This is a genomic window from Acinetobacter yuyunsongii, from assembly GCF_041021915.1.
Classification (GTDB): Bacteria; Pseudomonadota; Gammaproteobacteria; order Pseudomonadales; family Moraxellaceae; genus Acinetobacter.
The window spans coordinates 1,425,910-1,443,612 of record NZ_CP157435.1 but is presented as its reverse complement, the minus strand read 5'-3'; the positions used below and the strand labels follow the sequence as shown (position 1 = coordinate 1,443,612).

16 protein-coding genes are annotated in these 17,703 nt (G+C 38.3%); 6 read left to right on the top strand and 10 right to left on the bottom strand.

What is annotated here, in order from left to right:
• Positions 1 to 26 precede the first annotated feature (26 nt).
• From bamA to rimO, 8 genes are all read right to left on the bottom strand, one after another.
• On the bottom strand, positions 27 to 2,540 hold the full coding sequence (gene bamA, locus ABLB98_RS06905) for an outer membrane protein assembly factor BamA (protein WP_348882955.1): 2,514 nt from the start codon (positions 2,538 to 2,540) through the stop codon (positions 27 to 29).
• A 35-nt stretch (positions 2,541 to 2,575) separates the two neighbouring features.
• Positions 2,576 to 3,931 carry an RIP metalloprotease RseP gene (rseP, locus tag ABLB98_RS06900; protein WP_046739595.1) on the bottom strand — a complete coding sequence of 452 codons (1,356 nt, stop codon included), beginning with the start codon at positions 3,929 to 3,931 and terminating at the stop codon, positions 2,576 to 2,578.
• Positions 3,932 to 3,936: 5 nt separating this feature from the next.
• Entirely contained in the window at positions 3,937 to 5,133 is a 1,197-nt protein-coding gene (ispC, locus tag ABLB98_RS06895) for a 1-deoxy-D-xylulose-5-phosphate reductoisomerase (protein WP_005160305.1), read from the bottom strand.
• Positions 5,134 to 5,961: a phosphatidate cytidylyltransferase gene (locus tag ABLB98_RS06890; protein WP_256414916.1), complete on the bottom strand. Its 828-nt coding sequence runs from the start codon at positions 5,959 to 5,961 to the stop codon at positions 5,134 to 5,136.
• Between the two features lie 2 nt (positions 5,962 to 5,963).
• Positions 5,964 to 6,713 (bottom strand): polyprenyl diphosphate synthase, encoded by a 750-nt coding sequence (uppS, locus tag ABLB98_RS06885; RefSeq protein WP_348882956.1) that lies wholly within the window; start codon positions 6,711 to 6,713, stop codon positions 5,964 to 5,966.
• Between the two features lie 4 nt (positions 6,714 to 6,717).
• On the bottom strand, positions 6,718 to 7,272 hold the full coding sequence (frr, locus tag ABLB98_RS06880) for a ribosome recycling factor (RefSeq protein WP_348882957.1): 555 nt from the start codon (positions 7,270 to 7,272) through the stop codon (positions 6,718 to 6,720).
• A 76-nt stretch (positions 7,273 to 7,348) separates the two neighbouring features.
• Positions 7,349 to 8,077, bottom strand: a complete 729-nt coding sequence (gene pyrH, locus ABLB98_RS06875) for a UMP kinase (RefSeq protein WP_004662027.1) — start codon at positions 8,075 to 8,077, stop codon at positions 7,349 to 7,351.
• 51 nt (positions 8,078 to 8,128) lie between these two features.
• Positions 8,129 to 9,472, bottom strand: coding sequence for a 30S ribosomal protein S12 methylthiotransferase RimO (gene rimO / locus ABLB98_RS06870; RefSeq protein WP_348882958.1), 1,344 nt, complete (start codon positions 9,470 to 9,472; stop codon positions 8,129 to 8,131).
• A gap of 328 nt (positions 9,473 to 9,800) precedes the next feature.
• On the opposite strand from rimO, the gene glnL reads away from it, so the two are divergent.
• The 5 genes from glnL (at position 9,801) to ABLB98_RS06845 (ending at position 15,149) form a co-directional block, all read left to right on the top strand.
• Positions 9,801 to 10,910 (top strand): nitrogen regulation protein NR(II), encoded by a 1,110-nt coding sequence (glnL, locus tag ABLB98_RS06865; protein WP_348882959.1) that lies wholly within the window; start codon positions 9,801 to 9,803, stop codon positions 10,908 to 10,910.
• Entirely contained in the window at positions 10,897 to 12,384 is a 1,488-nt protein-coding gene (glnG, locus tag ABLB98_RS06860; protein WP_087545073.1) for a nitrogen regulation protein NR(I), read from the top strand. Before glnL ends, glnG begins: the two co-directional genes overlap by 14 nt.
• A gap of 147 nt (positions 12,385 to 12,531) precedes the next feature.
• Positions 12,532 to 13,191 (top strand): TetR/AcrR family transcriptional regulator, encoded by a 660-nt coding sequence (locus ABLB98_RS06855; protein WP_348882960.1) that lies wholly within the window; start codon positions 12,532 to 12,534, stop codon positions 13,189 to 13,191.
• Positions 13,192 to 13,552: 361 nt separating this feature from the next.
• The gene (gene argF / locus ABLB98_RS06850; RefSeq protein ID WP_004662017.1) at positions 13,553 to 14,473 is read left to right on the top strand and encodes an ornithine carbamoyltransferase; all 921 of its coding nucleotides are present in this window, start codon (positions 13,553 to 13,555) and stop codon (positions 14,471 to 14,473) included.
• A gap of 151 nt (positions 14,474 to 14,624) precedes the next feature.
• On the top strand, positions 14,625 to 15,149 hold the full coding sequence (locus tag ABLB98_RS06845) for a protein tyrosine phosphatase family protein (protein WP_348882961.1): 525 nt from the start codon (positions 14,625 to 14,627) through the stop codon (positions 15,147 to 15,149).
• Here the strand turns inward: ABLB98_RS06845 and ispF are convergent.
• Positions 15,137 to 15,628: a 2-C-methyl-D-erythritol 2,4-cyclodiphosphate synthase gene (ispF, locus tag ABLB98_RS06840; RefSeq protein ID WP_348882962.1), complete on the bottom strand. Its 492-nt coding sequence runs from the start codon at positions 15,626 to 15,628 to the stop codon at positions 15,137 to 15,139. The genes ABLB98_RS06845 and ispF overlap by 13 nt on opposite strands.
• A gap of 98 nt (positions 15,629 to 15,726) precedes the next feature.
• On the opposite strand from ispF, the gene ABLB98_RS06835 reads away from it, so the two are divergent.
• The gene (locus ABLB98_RS06835) at positions 15,727 to 16,374 is read left to right on the top strand and encodes a hypothetical protein (RefSeq protein WP_005160326.1); all 648 of its coding nucleotides are present in this window, start codon (positions 15,727 to 15,729) and stop codon (positions 16,372 to 16,374) included.
• Positions 16,375 to 16,421: 47 nt separating this feature from the next.
• Here ABLB98_RS06835 and ABLB98_RS06830 read toward each other — a convergent pair whose 3' ends face one another.
• Positions 16,422 to 17,666, bottom strand: a complete 1,245-nt coding sequence (locus tag ABLB98_RS06830; RefSeq protein WP_348882963.1) for a D-amino acid dehydrogenase — start codon at positions 17,664 to 17,666, stop codon at positions 16,422 to 16,424.
• Positions 17,667 to 17,703: the final 37 nt, after the last annotated feature.

The window sequence follows — 17,703 nt, the reverse complement described above, 5'->3', positions numbered from 1 at the left end:
ATATTTTAAGAGCTTAAGGGCCGTACTTAGAAAGTACGACCAATTTCGAATTGAATAGATTTGGTATTATCACCACTCTTATCATTAAGTGGATAAGCATAACTTAATGATAATGGACCAATCATCGTAATCCATGTGAAACCAGCACCAACGCTATAACGCATATTACCAAAATCGAACTTGTAGTTATCATTACAATATTGTTTGATATCAACCGTACTAGCACCTACTAATATATTACCTTTTGGTACGTCACATTGCGTATCAAATACTTGAGCACCCTCGGCAAAAAGCACAGGTCTAACTTGACGCGTCCAATCTCCTTTAAATGGTAAAGGAAGTGCCAATTCTGTTCCAAATTGAACTAAAGCATTCCCCCCAACTTCTTCTGGACTCGGGTCATTTTTACCAGTTGCTTGGAAAATTACACTTGGGTATTTAGGACCTAATGAACTGTTATCATAGCCACGGACTGATCCATAACCACCCGCATAGAAGTTTTTATAGAATGGTAGGTCATTACCATAACCTAATTTACCATAACCTCTAAGCACAAAACCCATAGGTAATGATTTGAATGCCTGAGCATCATAAGTCATTTTTTGATAGTCAACATCACTACCTGGAAGGCCTACTTCTAGACCAACACGGTGCGACATACCTGACGTCGGAAAAAGTGGTCTGTTCAAGGTGTTATAAGACCAACCTAAATTCAAAGTATAAGTTAGGAAACTACCCTCGAAAGCACTATTATAAGTAATCTCACCACCTGGTTTACATTTACCTGTATAGTTACCATCTAAATCTTTATCTAATTGGTCTTCAGGACAATAAGTGTTCTGTGCAGTTGCTTTACCACCATTTGCCAACAAATAATCACGAATGTATGTAGATACACTTGGACCTGTTCTTACTTTAGTTTCATCGATACCTAAAGACGCACTAATACTCTGATTTTCATCAATTGGATAACCAAAACTTAAACTACCACCGACGCTATCTGTAACATAGTTATTGACGTTATAATTCTCACTTAACTTCGTTTTTCGATAATAAACGTTGTAACCACGACTCACGCCATCAATAGTAAAATATGGATCCGTTACACTTAAGTTATAATAGTCTTGTGTTTCAGAACGAGATAAATCAATCGCAACACGGTTTCCAGTACCCATAAAGTTGGTTTGGCTTAAACCTGCTTGGAAAGTAATACCACCATTCTGAGAATAACCAACAGCAAGTGTCGTTGTACCTGAATGTTGCTCTTCCACATTTACATTTAAATCTACTTGGTCAGGAGAGTTAGGTACACGAACTGGCTTTACATCAACAGTTTTAAAGAAACCTGTACGTTCTAAACGCACTTTTGACAAATCAATTTTTTCATTGCTTGCTAAAGCACCTTCCATTTGGCGCATTTCACGACGTAATACTTCATCCGCTGTTTTACTATTTCCAGTAAAGTTAATACGACGAACAGTGACTTGCTGACCAGGGTTAATATAATAATTTAGATTCACAATCCCTGTTTGATTATTAATTTCAGGTACAACATTCACTTCTGCATAGTAATAACCTGCATTACCATACTTACGTAGTAGCAATTGCTTAACGGCATTTACTTTTTCTTGTGAATAAGTTTCACCATCTTTATATAATTTTAGTGCTTTTAATTCTTCAGGTTTATAGAGTGCATCACCTAAAAATTTACTTTCACCAAACTTAAACTGACTACCTTCATCAACTGACACCTCAATGAAGATATGTTTTTTATCTTCGCTGATGTTGAGTTGTGAATTGATAATATTAAAGTTGATATAACCTTTATTCAGATATAAAGCACGCAATGCTTCTAAGCTTGCTGCCATTTTTTCACGTGCATAACGATCATTACGTGTAACAATTGAAGCCCAACCACTTTCTTTGACTGCAAAAGCCTGCTTAATATCACTATCACTAAATACAGTATTACCAATGATATTAATATCAAATACTTTTGCAGCAGTACCTTCATTAAAATTAAGCTTGAGCTCAACACGGTTATTTGGTCTAGCAACAGTATCAATCGTTACATCTGCATCATAACGACCTTGCTGAGTATATTGCTGCTCAAGCTCAGTCTCAATAATCTGTAATGCAGATTTCTTGAACACTTCGCCTTCAGCAATACCCATTTTTTTTAAGCCCTGTTCTAAGGCTTCTTTAGGGATAAGTTTATTGCCTTTGAATTCCAATTTTGAAATGATTGGACGCTCTACAACTTTAAACACTAATACGTCTTTTTCTTTATAAGCTTTAATGTCATCAAATAAACCTGAAGCATATAAACTACGTATCGCCTCAGCAATCATTGGATCACTTACTCTATCGCCACTATTTATTGGTAACATAGAATAGATACTTGCAGGTGTTAAACGCACGAGGCCATCAATTCGTATATCTTGTGCAAGAAACTCATCTGCTGCGTATGCTTGTTGTACCACTGCCATCGCACTAACCAGTGCCAAAGGCATTAATAAATGTGTGTGACGCATGCCCATATATTTTCCAGTAAGTTAAATTCCGTTTGCGTTTTTTATAAACGCATGAAGTCGTTAAATAAAGCCAAAAGCATCATGCTACCGAGCAGTACCATACCAACTTTTAGACCAAACATCTGTATTTGTTCAGAAACAGGTTTACCACGTATTGCTTCAATAAAGTAATAAACTAAATGACCGCCATCAAGCATCGGTATTGGTAATAAATTTAAAATTCCTAAACTAACACTCATCAATGCCATAAAAGAAATAAAGGTTTGCCACCCCATTTCAGCACTCTGTCCTGCAACTTTAGCAATCGTAATAGGACCTGATAAGTTATCCAATCCAATTAGGCCACGTACCATTTTCGTAATCGAACTAAAAATCATACCTGACAATTGTGTTGTTTTTTCAACAGCAACCCCGAAAGCTTCTACAGGTGAATACTGAATAGTTTGTTTATATTCATTCGGAATTGTGATTTTACCTGCATCACTTTTTACTCCAAGAACACCACTCATATTACCCATATTGTCACGTTGGCCTTGAGGCATCACTTGTAAATGAACCAGTTTGCCTTGACGTAGCACATCAATATTTAAGAGTTTTTCAGGTGAATTTTGTACAACATCAACGACATCAAACCAATCTTTCATTGCAACGTTATTAATCGCAACAATTTTATCTCCGACTTTCATACCTTGACGTATTGCAGCACCATCAGTACTCAGTTCTTTTACGATCGCTGGAATCACAGGACGATAAGGTAAAAACCCTAACTCATCCAAAGGCGATTGGCTCTGATCTTTTAGAAAATCTTTAATCGGTAAACTAAACTGTTTTTCAGTTCCAGTACGCTCAACGACAATTGAAACCTGACCTGTCTCTCCAACACGATTAACTAAAGCGTAGTTTAGTTTTTCCCATGTCGGTGTCGTTTGACCATCAACCATGACTACTTTATCGCCAACATGTAAATTGACTTGAGCAGCAGGTGTATTTGGTACAATCTTACCAATACGTGTATTTAATTGTTCCTGAGCTGGTAAAAACAAAATCCAAAACAATAAAACAGCAAAAATAAGATTAATCAGCGGTCCAGCAGCAACAATTGCAATACGTTTCCAAGGTGACTGACGATTAAACGCATAAGGTAAATCTTGCTCAGCAACATTACCTTCACGCTCATCCAACATTTTGACATAACCACCAAGTGGCAATGCAGAAAGCTGGTATTGTATACCTGATTTTTTCGATTGCCATTTAAGCAAAGTGGGTCCAAAGCCAATAGAATAGACTAAAACTTTAACACCTAATTTACGTGCGACCCAATAATGACCAAACTCATGAATCGCGATCAGTGGGCCTAATAATAAAATCGCCGCAACAATCATAAATAGTGCGCTCATACGATTTAACCCCCTATACCCACGATGTACTTCTCTGCATTACCTCTTGCGATCATATCAGTCTGCAAAATGATGTCTATGCTTTCTGCTTTAGCATTTTGTACAGCTTGTAAAGTATGCTCGACCACTTGCGTAATTTCAGTGAATCGAATTTGCCGATTTAAAAATGCAGCGACCGCGATTTCATTGGCAGCATTCAGAATTGTAGGAGCCAACCCACCCTCACGCATTGCTTGACGAGCTAAATTTAAAGCTGGAAACTTAATATTATCAGGTGCCTGAAAATTTAATTGAGCTGTTTCAAACAGATTTAAAGCAGGAACATCCGTCTTTAATCGTTGCGGCCATGCCAATGCGTGCGCAATTGGCGTACACATGTCTGGGTTACCCATTTGTGCCAAAGTTGATCCATCCACATATTGCACCATGGAATGAATAATACTCTGTGGATGAACAACAACTGTAACAAAATGTTCTGATATTGAAAACAAATGACACGCTTCGATCAATTCCAAACCTTTATTCATTAAAGTCGCTGAATCTACCGAAATTTTTTGCCCCATCGACCAATTTGGATGCTTACACGCCTGTTGAGGCGTTACATCATGTAATTGTTCTAAAGAATGATTAAGAAATGGACCACCAGAAGCTGTTAATAAAACCTGAGACACTCCAAGTTGTGGCTCACCTGTTCTCTCAATCTGTAAATAATTATGTGGTAATGACTGAAAGATCGCATTATGCTCTGAATCGACAGGAAGCAATAAAGCATTATGATCACGTGCTGCCTGCATCATGATGTCACCTGACATCACTAAGGCTTCCTTGTTTGCAAGTAACACTCGTTTTCCCGCTTTGACTGCGGCAAGTGTTGGTAATAAACCAGCAGCACCGACAATTGCAGCCATAACAATATCAACTTCATCGTGTTCAGCAATCGCTATCAAACCCGCTTCATCTGTTAAAATTTCAATATTTTTTAGGTTTTCTTGATTTAAACGTTGCTCTAGTTCTAAAGCTTTTATTTTCGGAACAACCACTATTTTAGGGCTGTATTTTTTACATATTTCTACCAGTTCATCTAAACGACTATATGCAGAAACCGCATAAACAGAGTATTGGTCTGGGTGTCGTGCCAATACTTTTAAGGTACTTTGCCCAATAGAGCCCGTAACACCCAATATACAAACAGCCTGTGTCATTTATAGATCTACACCAATAAGTTTTACCAATACATACATACCAGTTGCAAAAATAGGCGATGCCGCAAGAAGTGAATCAATTCGATCTAATACTCCACCATGCCCAGGAAGTACACGACCTGAGTCTTTAATGCCTGCACGACGTTTGATCATTGACTCAAACAAGTCACCTAATACTGATGCAAAAACGGTAATAATAGAAAGAATCAGGAATAAGATAAGCTGTATTACAGTTAAGTCTAAATAAAAATGTTGTACAACCAACATAATCACAACTGTTGTTGCAATACCACCATACAATCCCTCAACCGATTTATTTGGGCTTACCGTAGGAGCAAGTTTTCTTTTACCCAATTTACGACCAACAAAATATGCACCACTATCTGCCCCCCAAACCAACAAGAACAAATACATCAGCCACCAAGGTGAGCTATGCCAAACTGCATAAAGCGCAGTCACTGCTGCAGAAATTAGAATAAAACCAATTACATATAATGATACATTGTACCAATTATCTGATTCTGGAAAGTTTTTAACCCAGTAAATACTACCTAGCCACGTAAGAATAGATGCTGCCCATAGCAACAATGCAACATCATCAAAAAATAATGCGAGTGTTGAAACCGATGCTACACATATACCATATATCCAAGCCTTAGGTTTTGAAACAATAGCTTCTTTATGAGGCATAAGCTTAAACCACTCATAGCCTGCAACCCCAGCTGCTAAAATCATAAGCACAAACATTGGATAATGTGATTGCGTCGCAAACATGCAACTTAAAACAACAGCAACTAACACCAATGCGGTAATAATCCGCTCTAACATTATTAATTCTCTATTTTCGCTTGTTGAATCTGTTCTGTCGTCTTACCGAAACGTCGTTCACGTCCTGAAAAAACACGAAATGCGTAATCCAATTCTTCGACCTTAAACTCTGGCCATAAAGTTTCTGTAAAATACAATTCTGCATATGCCGCTTGCCAAAGTAAGAAGTTAGATAAACGATAATCTCCACCTGTACGTATTAATAAATCTACGGCAGGTAAGTCATTTAGACTGACATATTTATCAAATAAATCAACATTTATATGATTTGTTTGAACTTTCCCAGCAAGAACATCTTGAGCAATACATTTTGCTGCATGGGCCATGTCCCACATACCACCATAGCTAATCGCAATAGTTAAGGTCATGGAATCAAAGGCGGATGTTTTTTGTTCTGCATATTCCATCAAATCACTTAAATGATCTGAGAGACGTGATCGGTCACCAATAAAGCGTAGAGCAATATTAAACTTTTCCATACGTGGCAATTGCTCATGGATGGTTTCTTCCAACAATTTCATGAGTAAATCGACTTCGTACTGCGGACGATTCCAGTTTTCACTTGAGAACGCAAAAACAGTTAAGGCTTTTACACCCACGTGTTTACAGTGCTCAACAATGGGGTCAAGGATATTTTTACCCTCACGGTGTCCATCGCCTTTTTGCATCTGATTTTTTTGGGCAAAACGATTGTTGCCATCCATAATGATGGCAACATGCTGAGGAAGAAGTTGTTCTTCTTGTGAGGTCATATAATCAGACCTTCATCAATTCTGCTTCTTTGACTGCAAGACGTTTGTCTACTTCCGCAACAAACTTATCTGTGATTTTCTGGATATCATCACCTGCACGGCGCTCATCATCTTCAGAAATTTCTTTTTCCTTCAACAAGGCCTTGATGTCACCCAACACATCACGGCGGATATTACGGATGGCAACCTTAGCATTTTCAGCTTCTGAACGTGCAACTTTCTGCATGTCACGGCGCGTTTCTTCAGTTAAGGCAGCCAATGGCACACGAATCGAGTCAGTGGTAATCGGGTTTAAACCCAAATCACTTTCACGAATGGCCTTATCAATCGCAGACACCATGTTACGTTCAAATGGCTGAACGATTAAGGTACGTGAATCTTCAACACCCACGTTCGCCACCTGATTCAGTGGAACATCCGAACCATAGTAAGGAACCATCACGCCATTTAAGATAGATGGGTGAGCACGTCCAGTACGAACTTTTGCAAAGCCCTGCTCCAAAGATTCAAGGGTTTTCTGCATGCGCTGTTCGCTGTCTTTTTTGAGATCGTTAATCATATGATCTTCCTTACTTATTCCTGATGTATTACAAAATATTAAACATTAGTATAGAGTGCTTTCTAAGGCACGTACATTAATTCGTAACGTGAGTGCCCTCTTTTTCACCCATGACCACAGAAAGTAAAGCACCCGATTTATTCATATCGAATACTTGTAATGGGACATTATGATCACGGCATAAGCAAATTGCTGTAAGATCCATTACACCCAACTTTTCATCAAGTACTTGATCGAAAGTTAAATTATCATACTTAACCGCATCATCATATTTACTTGGATCTTTATTATAAACACCATCAACTTTAGTTGCTTTTAAGATGAGGTTTGCTTCAATTTCAATACCACGTAAGCAAGCAGCTGTATCTGTGGTAAAGAATGGATTACCTGTACCCGCAACAAATACACAAACTTCACCTTGGCTTAGGTGGCGAATTGCATCACGACTTGAGTAAGATTCAACAACCGTGCCAATTGGAAGTGCTGACATTAAACGTGTTTTGATATTACGGCGCACTAATGCATCACGCATTGCCAAACCATTCATTACAGTTGCCAACATCCCCATTTGGTCACCTGTTACGCGACCTACAAGCCCATCTTTTTGCAACTGACTACCACGGTATAAGTTACCACCACCCACAACAATACCAACCTGCACACCCAAACCAACCAAGTGTGCAATTGAAAGTGACATCTGATCTAATACTTGGGCATCAATACCCATATCTTTATTGCCTGCTAAAGCTTCACCAGAAAGCTTTAGCAAGATTCGTGCATAACGTGGATTTTTAGAAGCTGACATACCTTTACTCCAAACCGACCAATCTCAAAATTTCTTCAATTTAATTCAATATCAAGCAGATTTAATCTGAATCAACTTAGCAAATAAATCATATTCATCTGCATCCGTGATTTCGACTTCGAGCAAATCACCCGCTTTAATCACACTCTTATCAATATCTTCAACAAATACGTTGCCATCGATTTCAGGTGCTTCTGCATATGAACGCGCAACAGCAACTGGAAATTCTTCTTCCAAGCTATCAACCAATACCGTCATCGTCTGACCAATACGTTTTTGTAGTTTTGCAGCAGAAATTGCTTGCTGAACTTCCATGAAACGCTCATAACGATCTTGCTTGATCTCTTCTGGCACATGATCAGGAAGATCATTCGCTGTCGCACCCTCTACTGGCGAATAAGTAAAACAGCCCACACGATCTAATTGAGCTTCTTTTAACCATTCTAATAGAATTTGGAAATCTTCTTCAGTTTCACCAGGGAAACCCACAACAAAAGTTGAGCGAATCACCAATTCAGGGCATTTTTCACGCCACAATTTCAGACGCTCTAATGTATTTTCGCTATGGGCTGGTCGCTTCATCAATTTTAAAATGCGCGGACTGGCATGCTGAAAAGGAATATCTAAATATGGCAGAATTTTCCCTTGTGCCATTAGGTTAATAACTGCATCGACATGTGGGTACGGATAAACATAATGTAAACGCACCCAAATACCAAGCTGACCAAGTGCTTCACACATATCATAGAACTTAGTTTTTACAGGTTGACCATTCCAAAAGTCCAACTTGTATTTGGTATCGACACCATAAGCAGAAGTATCTTGAGAAATAACCAATACTTCTTTTACACCAGCACGTTTTAATGCTGCTGCTTCATCTAACACACTACCCACAGGACGAGAAACTAAATCACCACGCATACTTGGGATAATGCAGAAAGTACAACGATGGTTACAGCCTTCTGATATTTTTAAATAAGCATAATGTTTTGGTGTTAGACGCACACCTTGTTCTGGGACTAGATCAATAAATGGGTTATGTTTTGGAGGAGCTGGTACATATTCATGTACAGCTTCCATTACATCTTGATAAGCTGCCGCCCCTGTAACTTTAAGCACATTTGGGTGCATTTGGCGGATTTTATCTTCATCTTTACCTAAGCAACCAGTAACGATCACACGACCGTTTTCGCTCATGGCCTCACCAATCGCATCGAGCGACTCTTGTACCGCAGACTCAATAAAACCACAGGTATTCACAACAACAAGGTCCGCACCGTCATAATCTGATGCCACTTGATAACCTTCAGTTTTTAACTGGGTTAAAATTCGTTCAGAATCTACCAATGCCTTAGGACAACCTAAAGATACAAAACCGACTTTGGGGGTCTTCATGAATCTGCGCTCCACTTGAATCGGCGTATTGTATGACTTTTCGCGCGATAAAAACAGGTGGGGATTGCACAGTTTAATCAATGCACCAAAATACAACCAATATTTTAAATAAAATCCCACACTGCACCAATTTAGAACATTATAGAATCCAGATAAAACTGCATCTGTGTGAAAAATACAGCATAAAAAGCAGATCTTTTAACTAAGTTGTTGAAATTTAGCCCATCAAAAGTTGGCTTATATTTTGCATTACATAAACCTTAGACATGAATGGCTATTCATTTATACATATATTTATTGCGCCATTTTAATACAGGACGATTCACAAATGGATCAACATAACACTATCGACTATCGACTGCTCGTAGATAATCTGACCACTGCCATATTATTGGTCGATAGTAGGCTTAATATTTTTTATTTAAATTCGGCTTGTGAAGCATTATTTGATGTCAGCCTGTTACGCGCATCAGGTCAACCTGTATTAAATTTACTGCATGCCCATGATGATACCTTTAATACCCACGAGGCTTTATTACATACACTAGAAAGTGGACAGCATTACACACGCCGTGAAGCGGTGATTAACGTAAACTTTAAAGCCATTCATGTGGATTATACGGTCTCACAACTAAATGCAGGTAAAAGTTATCACCCACTTTTATTAATCGAACTCAATCCAATTGATCGAATGTTGAAAATTTCTAAAGAAGAAAATTTAGTACAACAACATCAAGTCGCACGCCAACTAGTCCGTGGTGTGGCACATGAAATTAAAAATCCTTTAGCGGGTATTCGTGGTGCAACACAATTACTTGCTCGTAGCTTAAATGATGAAAGCTATCGTGAGTTTACCGACATTATTATTAGTGAAGTCGATCGCTTAACCAATCTCGCAGATACCATGCTTGGTTCACGTCAATTACCAAGCTATGAGCTGGTTAATGTACATGAACCTTTAGAGCGCGTTCGTTCACTTATTGTCAATCAAACGAAGAAAAAAATTAAGATTACTCGTGATTACGACCTGTCGTTACCTGATGTGATGGCTGACCGTGATCAACTGATTCAAGTCATGCTCAATATCAGCGTAAATGCTGTGCAAGCAATGACTGAAAATAAAGATTTTTTTGTCGATTCAGAACCAGAGCTGATTTTAAGAACGCGCATTCAACGCTTAGTCACAATTAACGGTGTTCTGAATCGCTCATCGATAAGAATTGATATTGAAGACAATGGACCAGGTGTTCCAGAAAGCATATTAGAGTCTGTATTTTACCCTCTTGTGACTGGGCGGGCAAAGGGAACAGGGCTTGGCCTCAGTATCGCGCAAAACATCATGCATCAACACAACGGAATGATCGAATGTCAGTCCGTTCCAGGAAAAACCATATTTAGCTTATATTTACCTTGGGAGTCAGACCGTGTCACGAAATAAAATTTGGGTAATTGATGATGATCGTGCCATGCGTTGGGTACTCGAAAAAACTTTTAAAGAAGAAGGTTTTGACGTCACCAACTTTGAAGAAGCACAAACAGCGCTCGAACGTTTGCATGATGCTGCACCCGATGTCATTTTGACAGATATTCGTATGCCTGGAATTGATGGCTTAACTTTCTTGTCTAAAGTTAAAAATACGCATCCAGATCTACCTGTCATCATCATGACAGCACATTCTGATTTAGAATCTGCCGTCTCAAGTTACCAAACTGGTGCATTTGAGTATTTACCAAAACCATTTGATATCGATGAAGCTTTAGCATTAGTGAATCGTGCTATTTTACATATCAATAAATTGCAACAACAAGAAGCAACCAAAGCAACGACACCTTTACAATCAACCGAAATTATTGGTGAATCACCTGCAATGCAGGAGGTGTTTCGTGCCATTGGACGTCTATCTCAATCCCATATCACGGTTCTTATAAATGGTGAATCAGGTACAGGTAAAGAACTTGTCGCACATGCATTACACAAGCATTCCCCTCGTCGTGCCAAACCATTTATTGCACTCAATATGGCTGCCATTCCAAAAGACTTGATCGAAACTGAGTTATTTGGGCATGAAAAAGGTGCATTTACAGGTGCAAATACTCAGCATCAAGGTCGCTTTGAGCAAGCCAACGGCGGTACATTATTTCTTGATGAAATTGGTGATATGCCTTTTGAAACACAAACACGCTTACTCCGTGTGCTTGCTGATGGCGAGTTCTACCGTGTTGGTGGACATATTCCAGTTAAAGTTGATGTCCGAATTGTAGCCGCAACTCACCAAGACTTAGAGAAGTTAGTGAATGAAGGTCGTTTCCGTGAGGACTTGTACCACCGCCTTAATGTGATTCGCATTCATATTCCGAAACTTGCTCATCGTAGTGAAGATATCCCTATGCTTGCGCAACATTTCTTGGCGCGTGCAGGTAAAGAATTAGGTGTTAGTCCTAAAATCTTACGTACAGAAACAACTGACTATATGCAGCAACTCCCTTGGCCAGGTAACGTTCGTCAATTAGAAAATACTTGTCGTTGGTTAACAGTCATGATTACTGGACGTGAAGTCTATCCAGAAGATCTACCTGCTGAGCTAAAACAAGTTGCTATACAGAAGTCGACAAATGATGCATCAGTTACAAGCCCAGCTTTAGTTGAAAGAATTGCTGTACATCATTGGGATGAGCTACTAGCTCAATGGGCGATTCAAAAGTTAAAAAATGGTGAAATGAAAATTTTAGATATCGCAACACCAATGTTTGAGCGCACTTTGATTAATGCAGCCCTACAACAAACACGTGGTCGCAAACGCCATGCAGCAGAGCTTTTAGGTTGGGGCCGTAACACGCTGACTCGCAAACTTAAAGAGCTTGGCATGGATTCAACAGACGATGATGAAGACGATGAAGTGCGTTCAGCATAAATCATAAACAGTCCATAAAAGCGAGTAATGATCACATTACTCGCTTTTTTACATTGAGATGTTTAGATACATGATCTAATGTCATAGCCATACAAGACATATGGTTTTTGCTATAATAAAATATTGCCTCAACACTCATTGAATATAATGACTGATATTTGTTATCCAAGTTGCGAACAACCTCAAACTCGTCGTGGTCAAGAACGTCGCCTTGCCTTATTACTATGTGCAACCGATTTATTTCTTGAAAAAGGTTATGATGCGGTTTCCTTGGATGATATTGTCAATCATGCAGGTGGCTCAAAAGCTTCTATTTATAAATATTTTGGCAACAAAGAAGGTCTCTTTACTGCGATTTGTGATTATCGTCGTGAAGTGTTTTTTAAAGGTGTTTGTTTTCCATACACTTCAGAACAAAATAATTTAAGAACATACCTTGTACAAACATTAAAACGCTTTTATCAACATATTATTCAACCTGAAAATATTGCCTTTATGCGCATGTTCACAGAACAAACTCAAAAAGACATACAATTAGCGCAATATTTTTATGACCAATGTGCTTTAAATATACAGAATACGATTGCATTTGCTTTAGGTCAGGCACACGACCTCAATGAAATATACTGCTCTAACCCTCATTTCTCTGCCATGATGTATTTCGGAATTTTACGTGATGTTGAGTGGCGACTTTTAATGGGTTTAGAAGTATCAGCAAATGACGCTGAAATAACTGATTATATTAATTATTCCGTTGATTTATTCTTAAAGGCTCATCAAAATCTAGGGCCTGTTGCCACTTTATAAATGAGTTGCGTTGTAGGCTAAAAATTCATCAGACAAGGCATGAAATGCAGGCAATGGCTATTCCCTTGCCAAGTTTCATAACGAAGTATGAGGGATTTTTAGCCACAACCCTTTGGGACAGGGACATTCTTTGCCGCTACTGCGTTATGTTTCTCTCATTTAGATCACTAAATTTCGCAAAACATGCCTTGTATCGTCTAAAAAACGTCCTCTGTCGCAACCATAGATAAAATGGCAACAGGCCCTTAATTCTTTTGCATTTTTTTTGGGGTGTAGTATAGTAGTCAATTCCTTTTTTATCACCACCCATTAAATAACAATTAATTATTGTTTTTATTCAATAATTATTGTGGGAGTAACTATGGCGCTTCGGCATTTCCTGACTTTACGAGACCTTTCAACTTTAGAGTTGCAACGTATTTTAGACCGTGCTCAAGAATTGAAACGCATGCAACATGCAAATACGGTTTTTCAACCATTTGTAGGTAAAGTCTTAGGAATGATTTTTGAGAAATCGAGTACACGTACACGTATTTCTTTTGAAGCAGGTATTTGCCAATTTGGTGGTAATGCAATTTTCCTTTCTCCACGAGATACTCAATTAGGTCGTGGTGAGCCAATTGAGGATTCAGCACGTGTCATTTCAAGCATGCTTGATATCGTGATGATTCGTACTTTTGGCCATGATATTGTTGAACGTTTTGCTTCTTATTCGAAAGTTCCTGTCATTAATGGATTAACGGATGACCACCATCCATGTCAATTACTTGCTGACTTGCAAACCTTTCAAGAACACCGTGGAAGCATTAAAGGTAAAACGGTTGCTTGGATTGGCGATGGCAATAATATGTGTAATTCATACATTGAAGCAGCACATATGATGGGTTTTAAACTCAAAATTGCTGCACCTGAAGGTTATGAACCAAAACCTGAGTTTTTGACTGAATTTGCCGATTGTGTGGAAGTGTTCAATAAAGCTGAGGATGCTGCGGTTAATGCTGACCTGATCGTAACTGATGTATGGGCAAGCATGGGGCAAGAAGAAGAACAAAAGCTTCGTGAAAAAGCATTTGCTGATTTCCAAGTGAATGAAAAATTAATGGATCTGGCTCATCCAGATTGTTTATTTATGCATTGCTTACCCGCACACCGTGGCGAAGAAATTTCTGAGCACATGCTGGATCATAAAAATGCTGTTGTTTGGGATGAAGCAGAGAATCGCTTACATGCTCAAAAAGCATTAATGGAATTCTTATTAAATGAGAATTTGAAGAAAGACTAAATAGCTAAAGAAAACAGCATCATCATGATGCTGTTTTTATTTATCCAATCTAAATTGAACACTGAAATAAAAACACTTATAGTAGAAAAATCTTTTATTAGAAGAAGTTTCTCCTCTTGGTTGAAACTTTGATAACTACAAAGCGAACATCATGACTTCACTCGAACAAGCACTTTCTGAAATTCCTAGTTTTTCTTTGGTGCACGAGCATTTATTTAGTTCTGCTCAGCCAAGCGCTGAACAATTACAGCAAATTAAAGAATATGGCTGTAGTACAGTAATCAATCTTGCGACAAGCAAATCAGAAAATCATTTAGCTAAACAAGACCAAATCTGCTTGGATTTAGGCTTAAACTACATTCATATTCCTATTGATTGGGATCTTCCTTGTGCAGAACAATGCTTATTCGTTTTAGATTTAATTGCTCATCTCGTTCAAAATGAAATTGTTTGGCTGCATTGTGCCAAAAACATGCGTGTAAGTAGTTTGATGTATTTATATCGTCAATTTTATATGGATATGGATATGCCCACAGCCCAAGCATTACTTCACGAAATTTGGGAACCGAATGAGACTTGGACAGGTTTAATTCATAGTATTACTTTACAACTGCAAGGTCGTAAAGCAACACTTGAACTTGAACAATCATTAACGAATGTACATCATCTTGTTTGATGTGAAATTAAGATAGTTGCGGTTGCTAAAATACCTTCTTGGCGACCTGTAAATCCTAGTTGTTCCGTTGTCGTTGCTTTGATACTAATTTGAGTGATATCGACTTCAAGTATATCAGCAATACTTTGGCGCATTTCTAAATTATGTTTTGCGAGCTTTGGACGTTCACACGCAACTGTGATATCAGCATTATTTAAATGATAACCACGATCCAGAATCAACTGATACACATGCTTAAGCAATACACGACTATCTGCACCCTTATATTCTGGGTCAGTGTCAGGAAAATGTTGTCCAATATCGCCTAAAGCCAATGCACCCAACAATGCATCACACAGCGCATGCAGCACCACATCACCATCAGAATGGGCTTTTAAACCATGCGTATGCGGAATTTTAATCCCAGCTAAAGTAACGAAATTGCCTTCTTCAAAAGCATGTACATCAATTCCTTGTCCAATACGAATTTGAGCAACCATATGATTTTCCTTTTACAATATACTGAACAAATCTTGTATTCAGGCTTTCTATTTCGCTATAGTACAGTGAGCAAATTAGGCTGAACATATAAGTGATTATGCTGCTGAACACCTTAATAAATCAATTAAAGAAATCTGGTTATATCATCACATTGAGTTGTTTTTGCTCATCATTTGTATTTGCCGCATCAATTAATTGTACAACACAGAATGCTGAGCAAAAAAAAATTTGTTCTAAGCAATATCAAGACCAACGAACTAAGCTGAATAATAAGTTTTTAACCGCTTATCTTGTGACTGATGCTCCAATTCAACTACTACATGACACACAAAAACTTTGGCTTAATCAAATCCAACAGTGCAAATCTAAAAATTGTTATCAGCAACAATTTGATGTTCGTTTAGATGATTTAAACTTTTATACTTCAATGAATCAGACGCTTACACAACACTATTTAAAATTTGAACATGGTGATTTAGCCAAACAACCTGTTCACATTCAGATTCATCAACTGGATAAAGATAAGTTAAAAATCGAAGGAATTGCTTATCGTAATCCCAATAATCGTGTGGAGACTCAAACTTTATCTCTACTTGCCTACACCACTCCCGAACAAAAGAATCTCATTATTGATAATGAAAAAAAGTGCCAGTACCAATTTGACTTTCAAAAAGCCTTATTAATTATAAAAAGTGAACAAAAAGGTTGTGAACGTTTTACAGGAATATATCGTTTGTATGATTAATTAATAAATGCAATATAAGCCGATGTTTTCACATCGGCTTTTTATATTTAACTTGGGAATTTTTGCGCAATTTCCTCGCTAATCAGTAGCGCTGTTGCGGCAGATAAAGTCCAGCCTAAATGCCCATGCCCAGTATTGTAAAATACTCGCGCATGTTTCCCCTGTTTCACCACAGGCAACATATTTGGCATCATCGGACGTAAGCCCGCCCATGGTACAGCGTGCTCAGTTGAAATATCAAAATTTTGGTTAACCCAATTAATCAAAGGTTGGATTCGATCTGCTCGAATATCCCGATTGTAACCATTAAACTCCGCTGTACCAGCTACACGGAAACGATCCACGCCTAATCTTGAGGTTACAATCTTTGCACTTTCATCTAGCAAGCTGACCCAAGGCGCATTTTTTACACTTCGCTCATCTTTAAGCTGAACTGTAATTGAATATCCTTTTACGGGATAGACATTGACAGTATCACCAAGCATATCGGCTAATTGGTAACTTCCAACGCCACCACACACAACGATTAAGTCTGCTTCCATTATGGTCTGCTCATCTGCTTTTGAGTTCATATTCTCAGAACTCTTTTTACAGCTAACAATCACTTTATCTTGCAAACATTTAACATCAACAACATCCAAACCAAAGCGATATTTCACGCCATACGCTTGCGTTCTTTCCGCCAAACCAACAGAGTACTTATGAATATCACCTGTTGCATCGCCTGCTGTGTAATATCCACCATAATAATCACCAGTTAAATTTGGCTCAATTGCCTTCATTTCTTCAGGTGTAATTGCATGACGTTCAAGTTTACCTTCCACTAAAACATCATTCACTTTTTTTGCGACATCAAAGTCTTCTTTGCTGTGGTACATATGCAAAATACCACGCTTTTCTAAATCAAAAGCAATATTCTCTTTTTCTGCAATTTCAAATAATCGTTGTCTTGCTAACAACGCCAAACGAACTGTTTCAATTGTATTTACTTTATAGTCCTTGATGTGAGTCAAAAACTCGACTAGCCAGCGATACTTATGCACACTAAAAGACGGATTGAGCAATAAAGGTGCATCTTTCTTACTCATCCATTTAATGCCTTTCAACACCGTTGCCTTCTGATTCCAGACCTCAGCGTTACAAGCAGACAACTGCCCACCATTGGCAAATGAAGTTTCCATGGCTGGAAATAAATGACGATCAATCACTGTGACTTCATAACCCAATTTAATTAATTCATAAGCAGACGTTACACCCGTAATCCCCGCACCAATAACAACAACATGTGGCATAGCAAACTCCTTGAAATGCATAACATTTCATAATGCT

Coding starts and splice junctions, on each gene's coding strand:
- bamA (WP_348882955.1), bottom strand. CDS start 2,540: ATGGGCATGCGTCACACACATTTATTAATGCCTTTGGCACTGGTTAGT.
- rseP (WP_046739595.1), bottom strand. CDS start 3,931: ATGAGCGCACTATTTATGATTGTTGCGGCGATTTTATTATTAGGCCCA.
- ispC (WP_005160305.1), bottom strand. CDS start 5,133: ATGACACAGGCTGTTTGTATATTGGGTGTTACGGGCTCTATTGGGCAA.
- ABLB98_RS06890 (WP_256414916.1), bottom strand. CDS start 5,961: ATGTTAGAGCGGATTATTACCGCATTGGTGTTAGTTGCTGTTGTTTTA.
- uppS (WP_348882956.1), bottom strand. CDS start 6,713: ATGACCTCACAAGAAGAACAACTTCTTCCTCAGCATGTTGCCATCATT.
- frr (WP_348882957.1), bottom strand. CDS start 7,272: ATGATTAACGATCTCAAAAAAGACAGCGAACAGCGCATGCAGAAAACC.
- pyrH (WP_004662027.1), bottom strand. CDS start 8,077: ATGTCAGCTTCTAAAAATCCACGTTATGCACGAATCTTGCTAAAGCTT.
- rimO (WP_348882958.1), bottom strand. CDS start 9,472: ATGAAGACCCCCAAAGTCGGTTTTGTATCTTTAGGTTGTCCTAAGGCA.
- glnL (WP_348882959.1), top strand. CDS start 9,801: ATGGATCAACATAACACTATCGACTATCGACTGCTCGTAGATAATCTG.
- ABLB98_RS06855 (WP_348882960.1), top strand. CDS start 12,532: ATGACTGATATTTGTTATCCAAGTTGCGAACAACCTCAAACTCGTCGT.
- argF (WP_004662017.1), top strand. CDS start 13,553: ATGGCGCTTCGGCATTTCCTGACTTTACGAGACCTTTCAACTTTAGAG.
- ABLB98_RS06845 (WP_348882961.1), top strand. CDS start 14,625: ATGACTTCACTCGAACAAGCACTTTCTGAAATTCCTAGTTTTTCTTTG.
- ispF (WP_348882962.1), bottom strand. CDS start 15,628: ATGGTTGCTCAAATTCGTATTGGACAAGGAATTGATGTACATGCTTTT.
- ABLB98_RS06835 (WP_005160326.1), top strand. CDS start 15,727: ATGCTGCTGAACACCTTAATAAATCAATTAAAGAAATCTGGTTATATC.
- ABLB98_RS06830 (WP_348882963.1), bottom strand. CDS start 17,666: ATGCCACATGTTGTTGTTATTGGTGCGGGGATTACGGGTGTAACGTCT.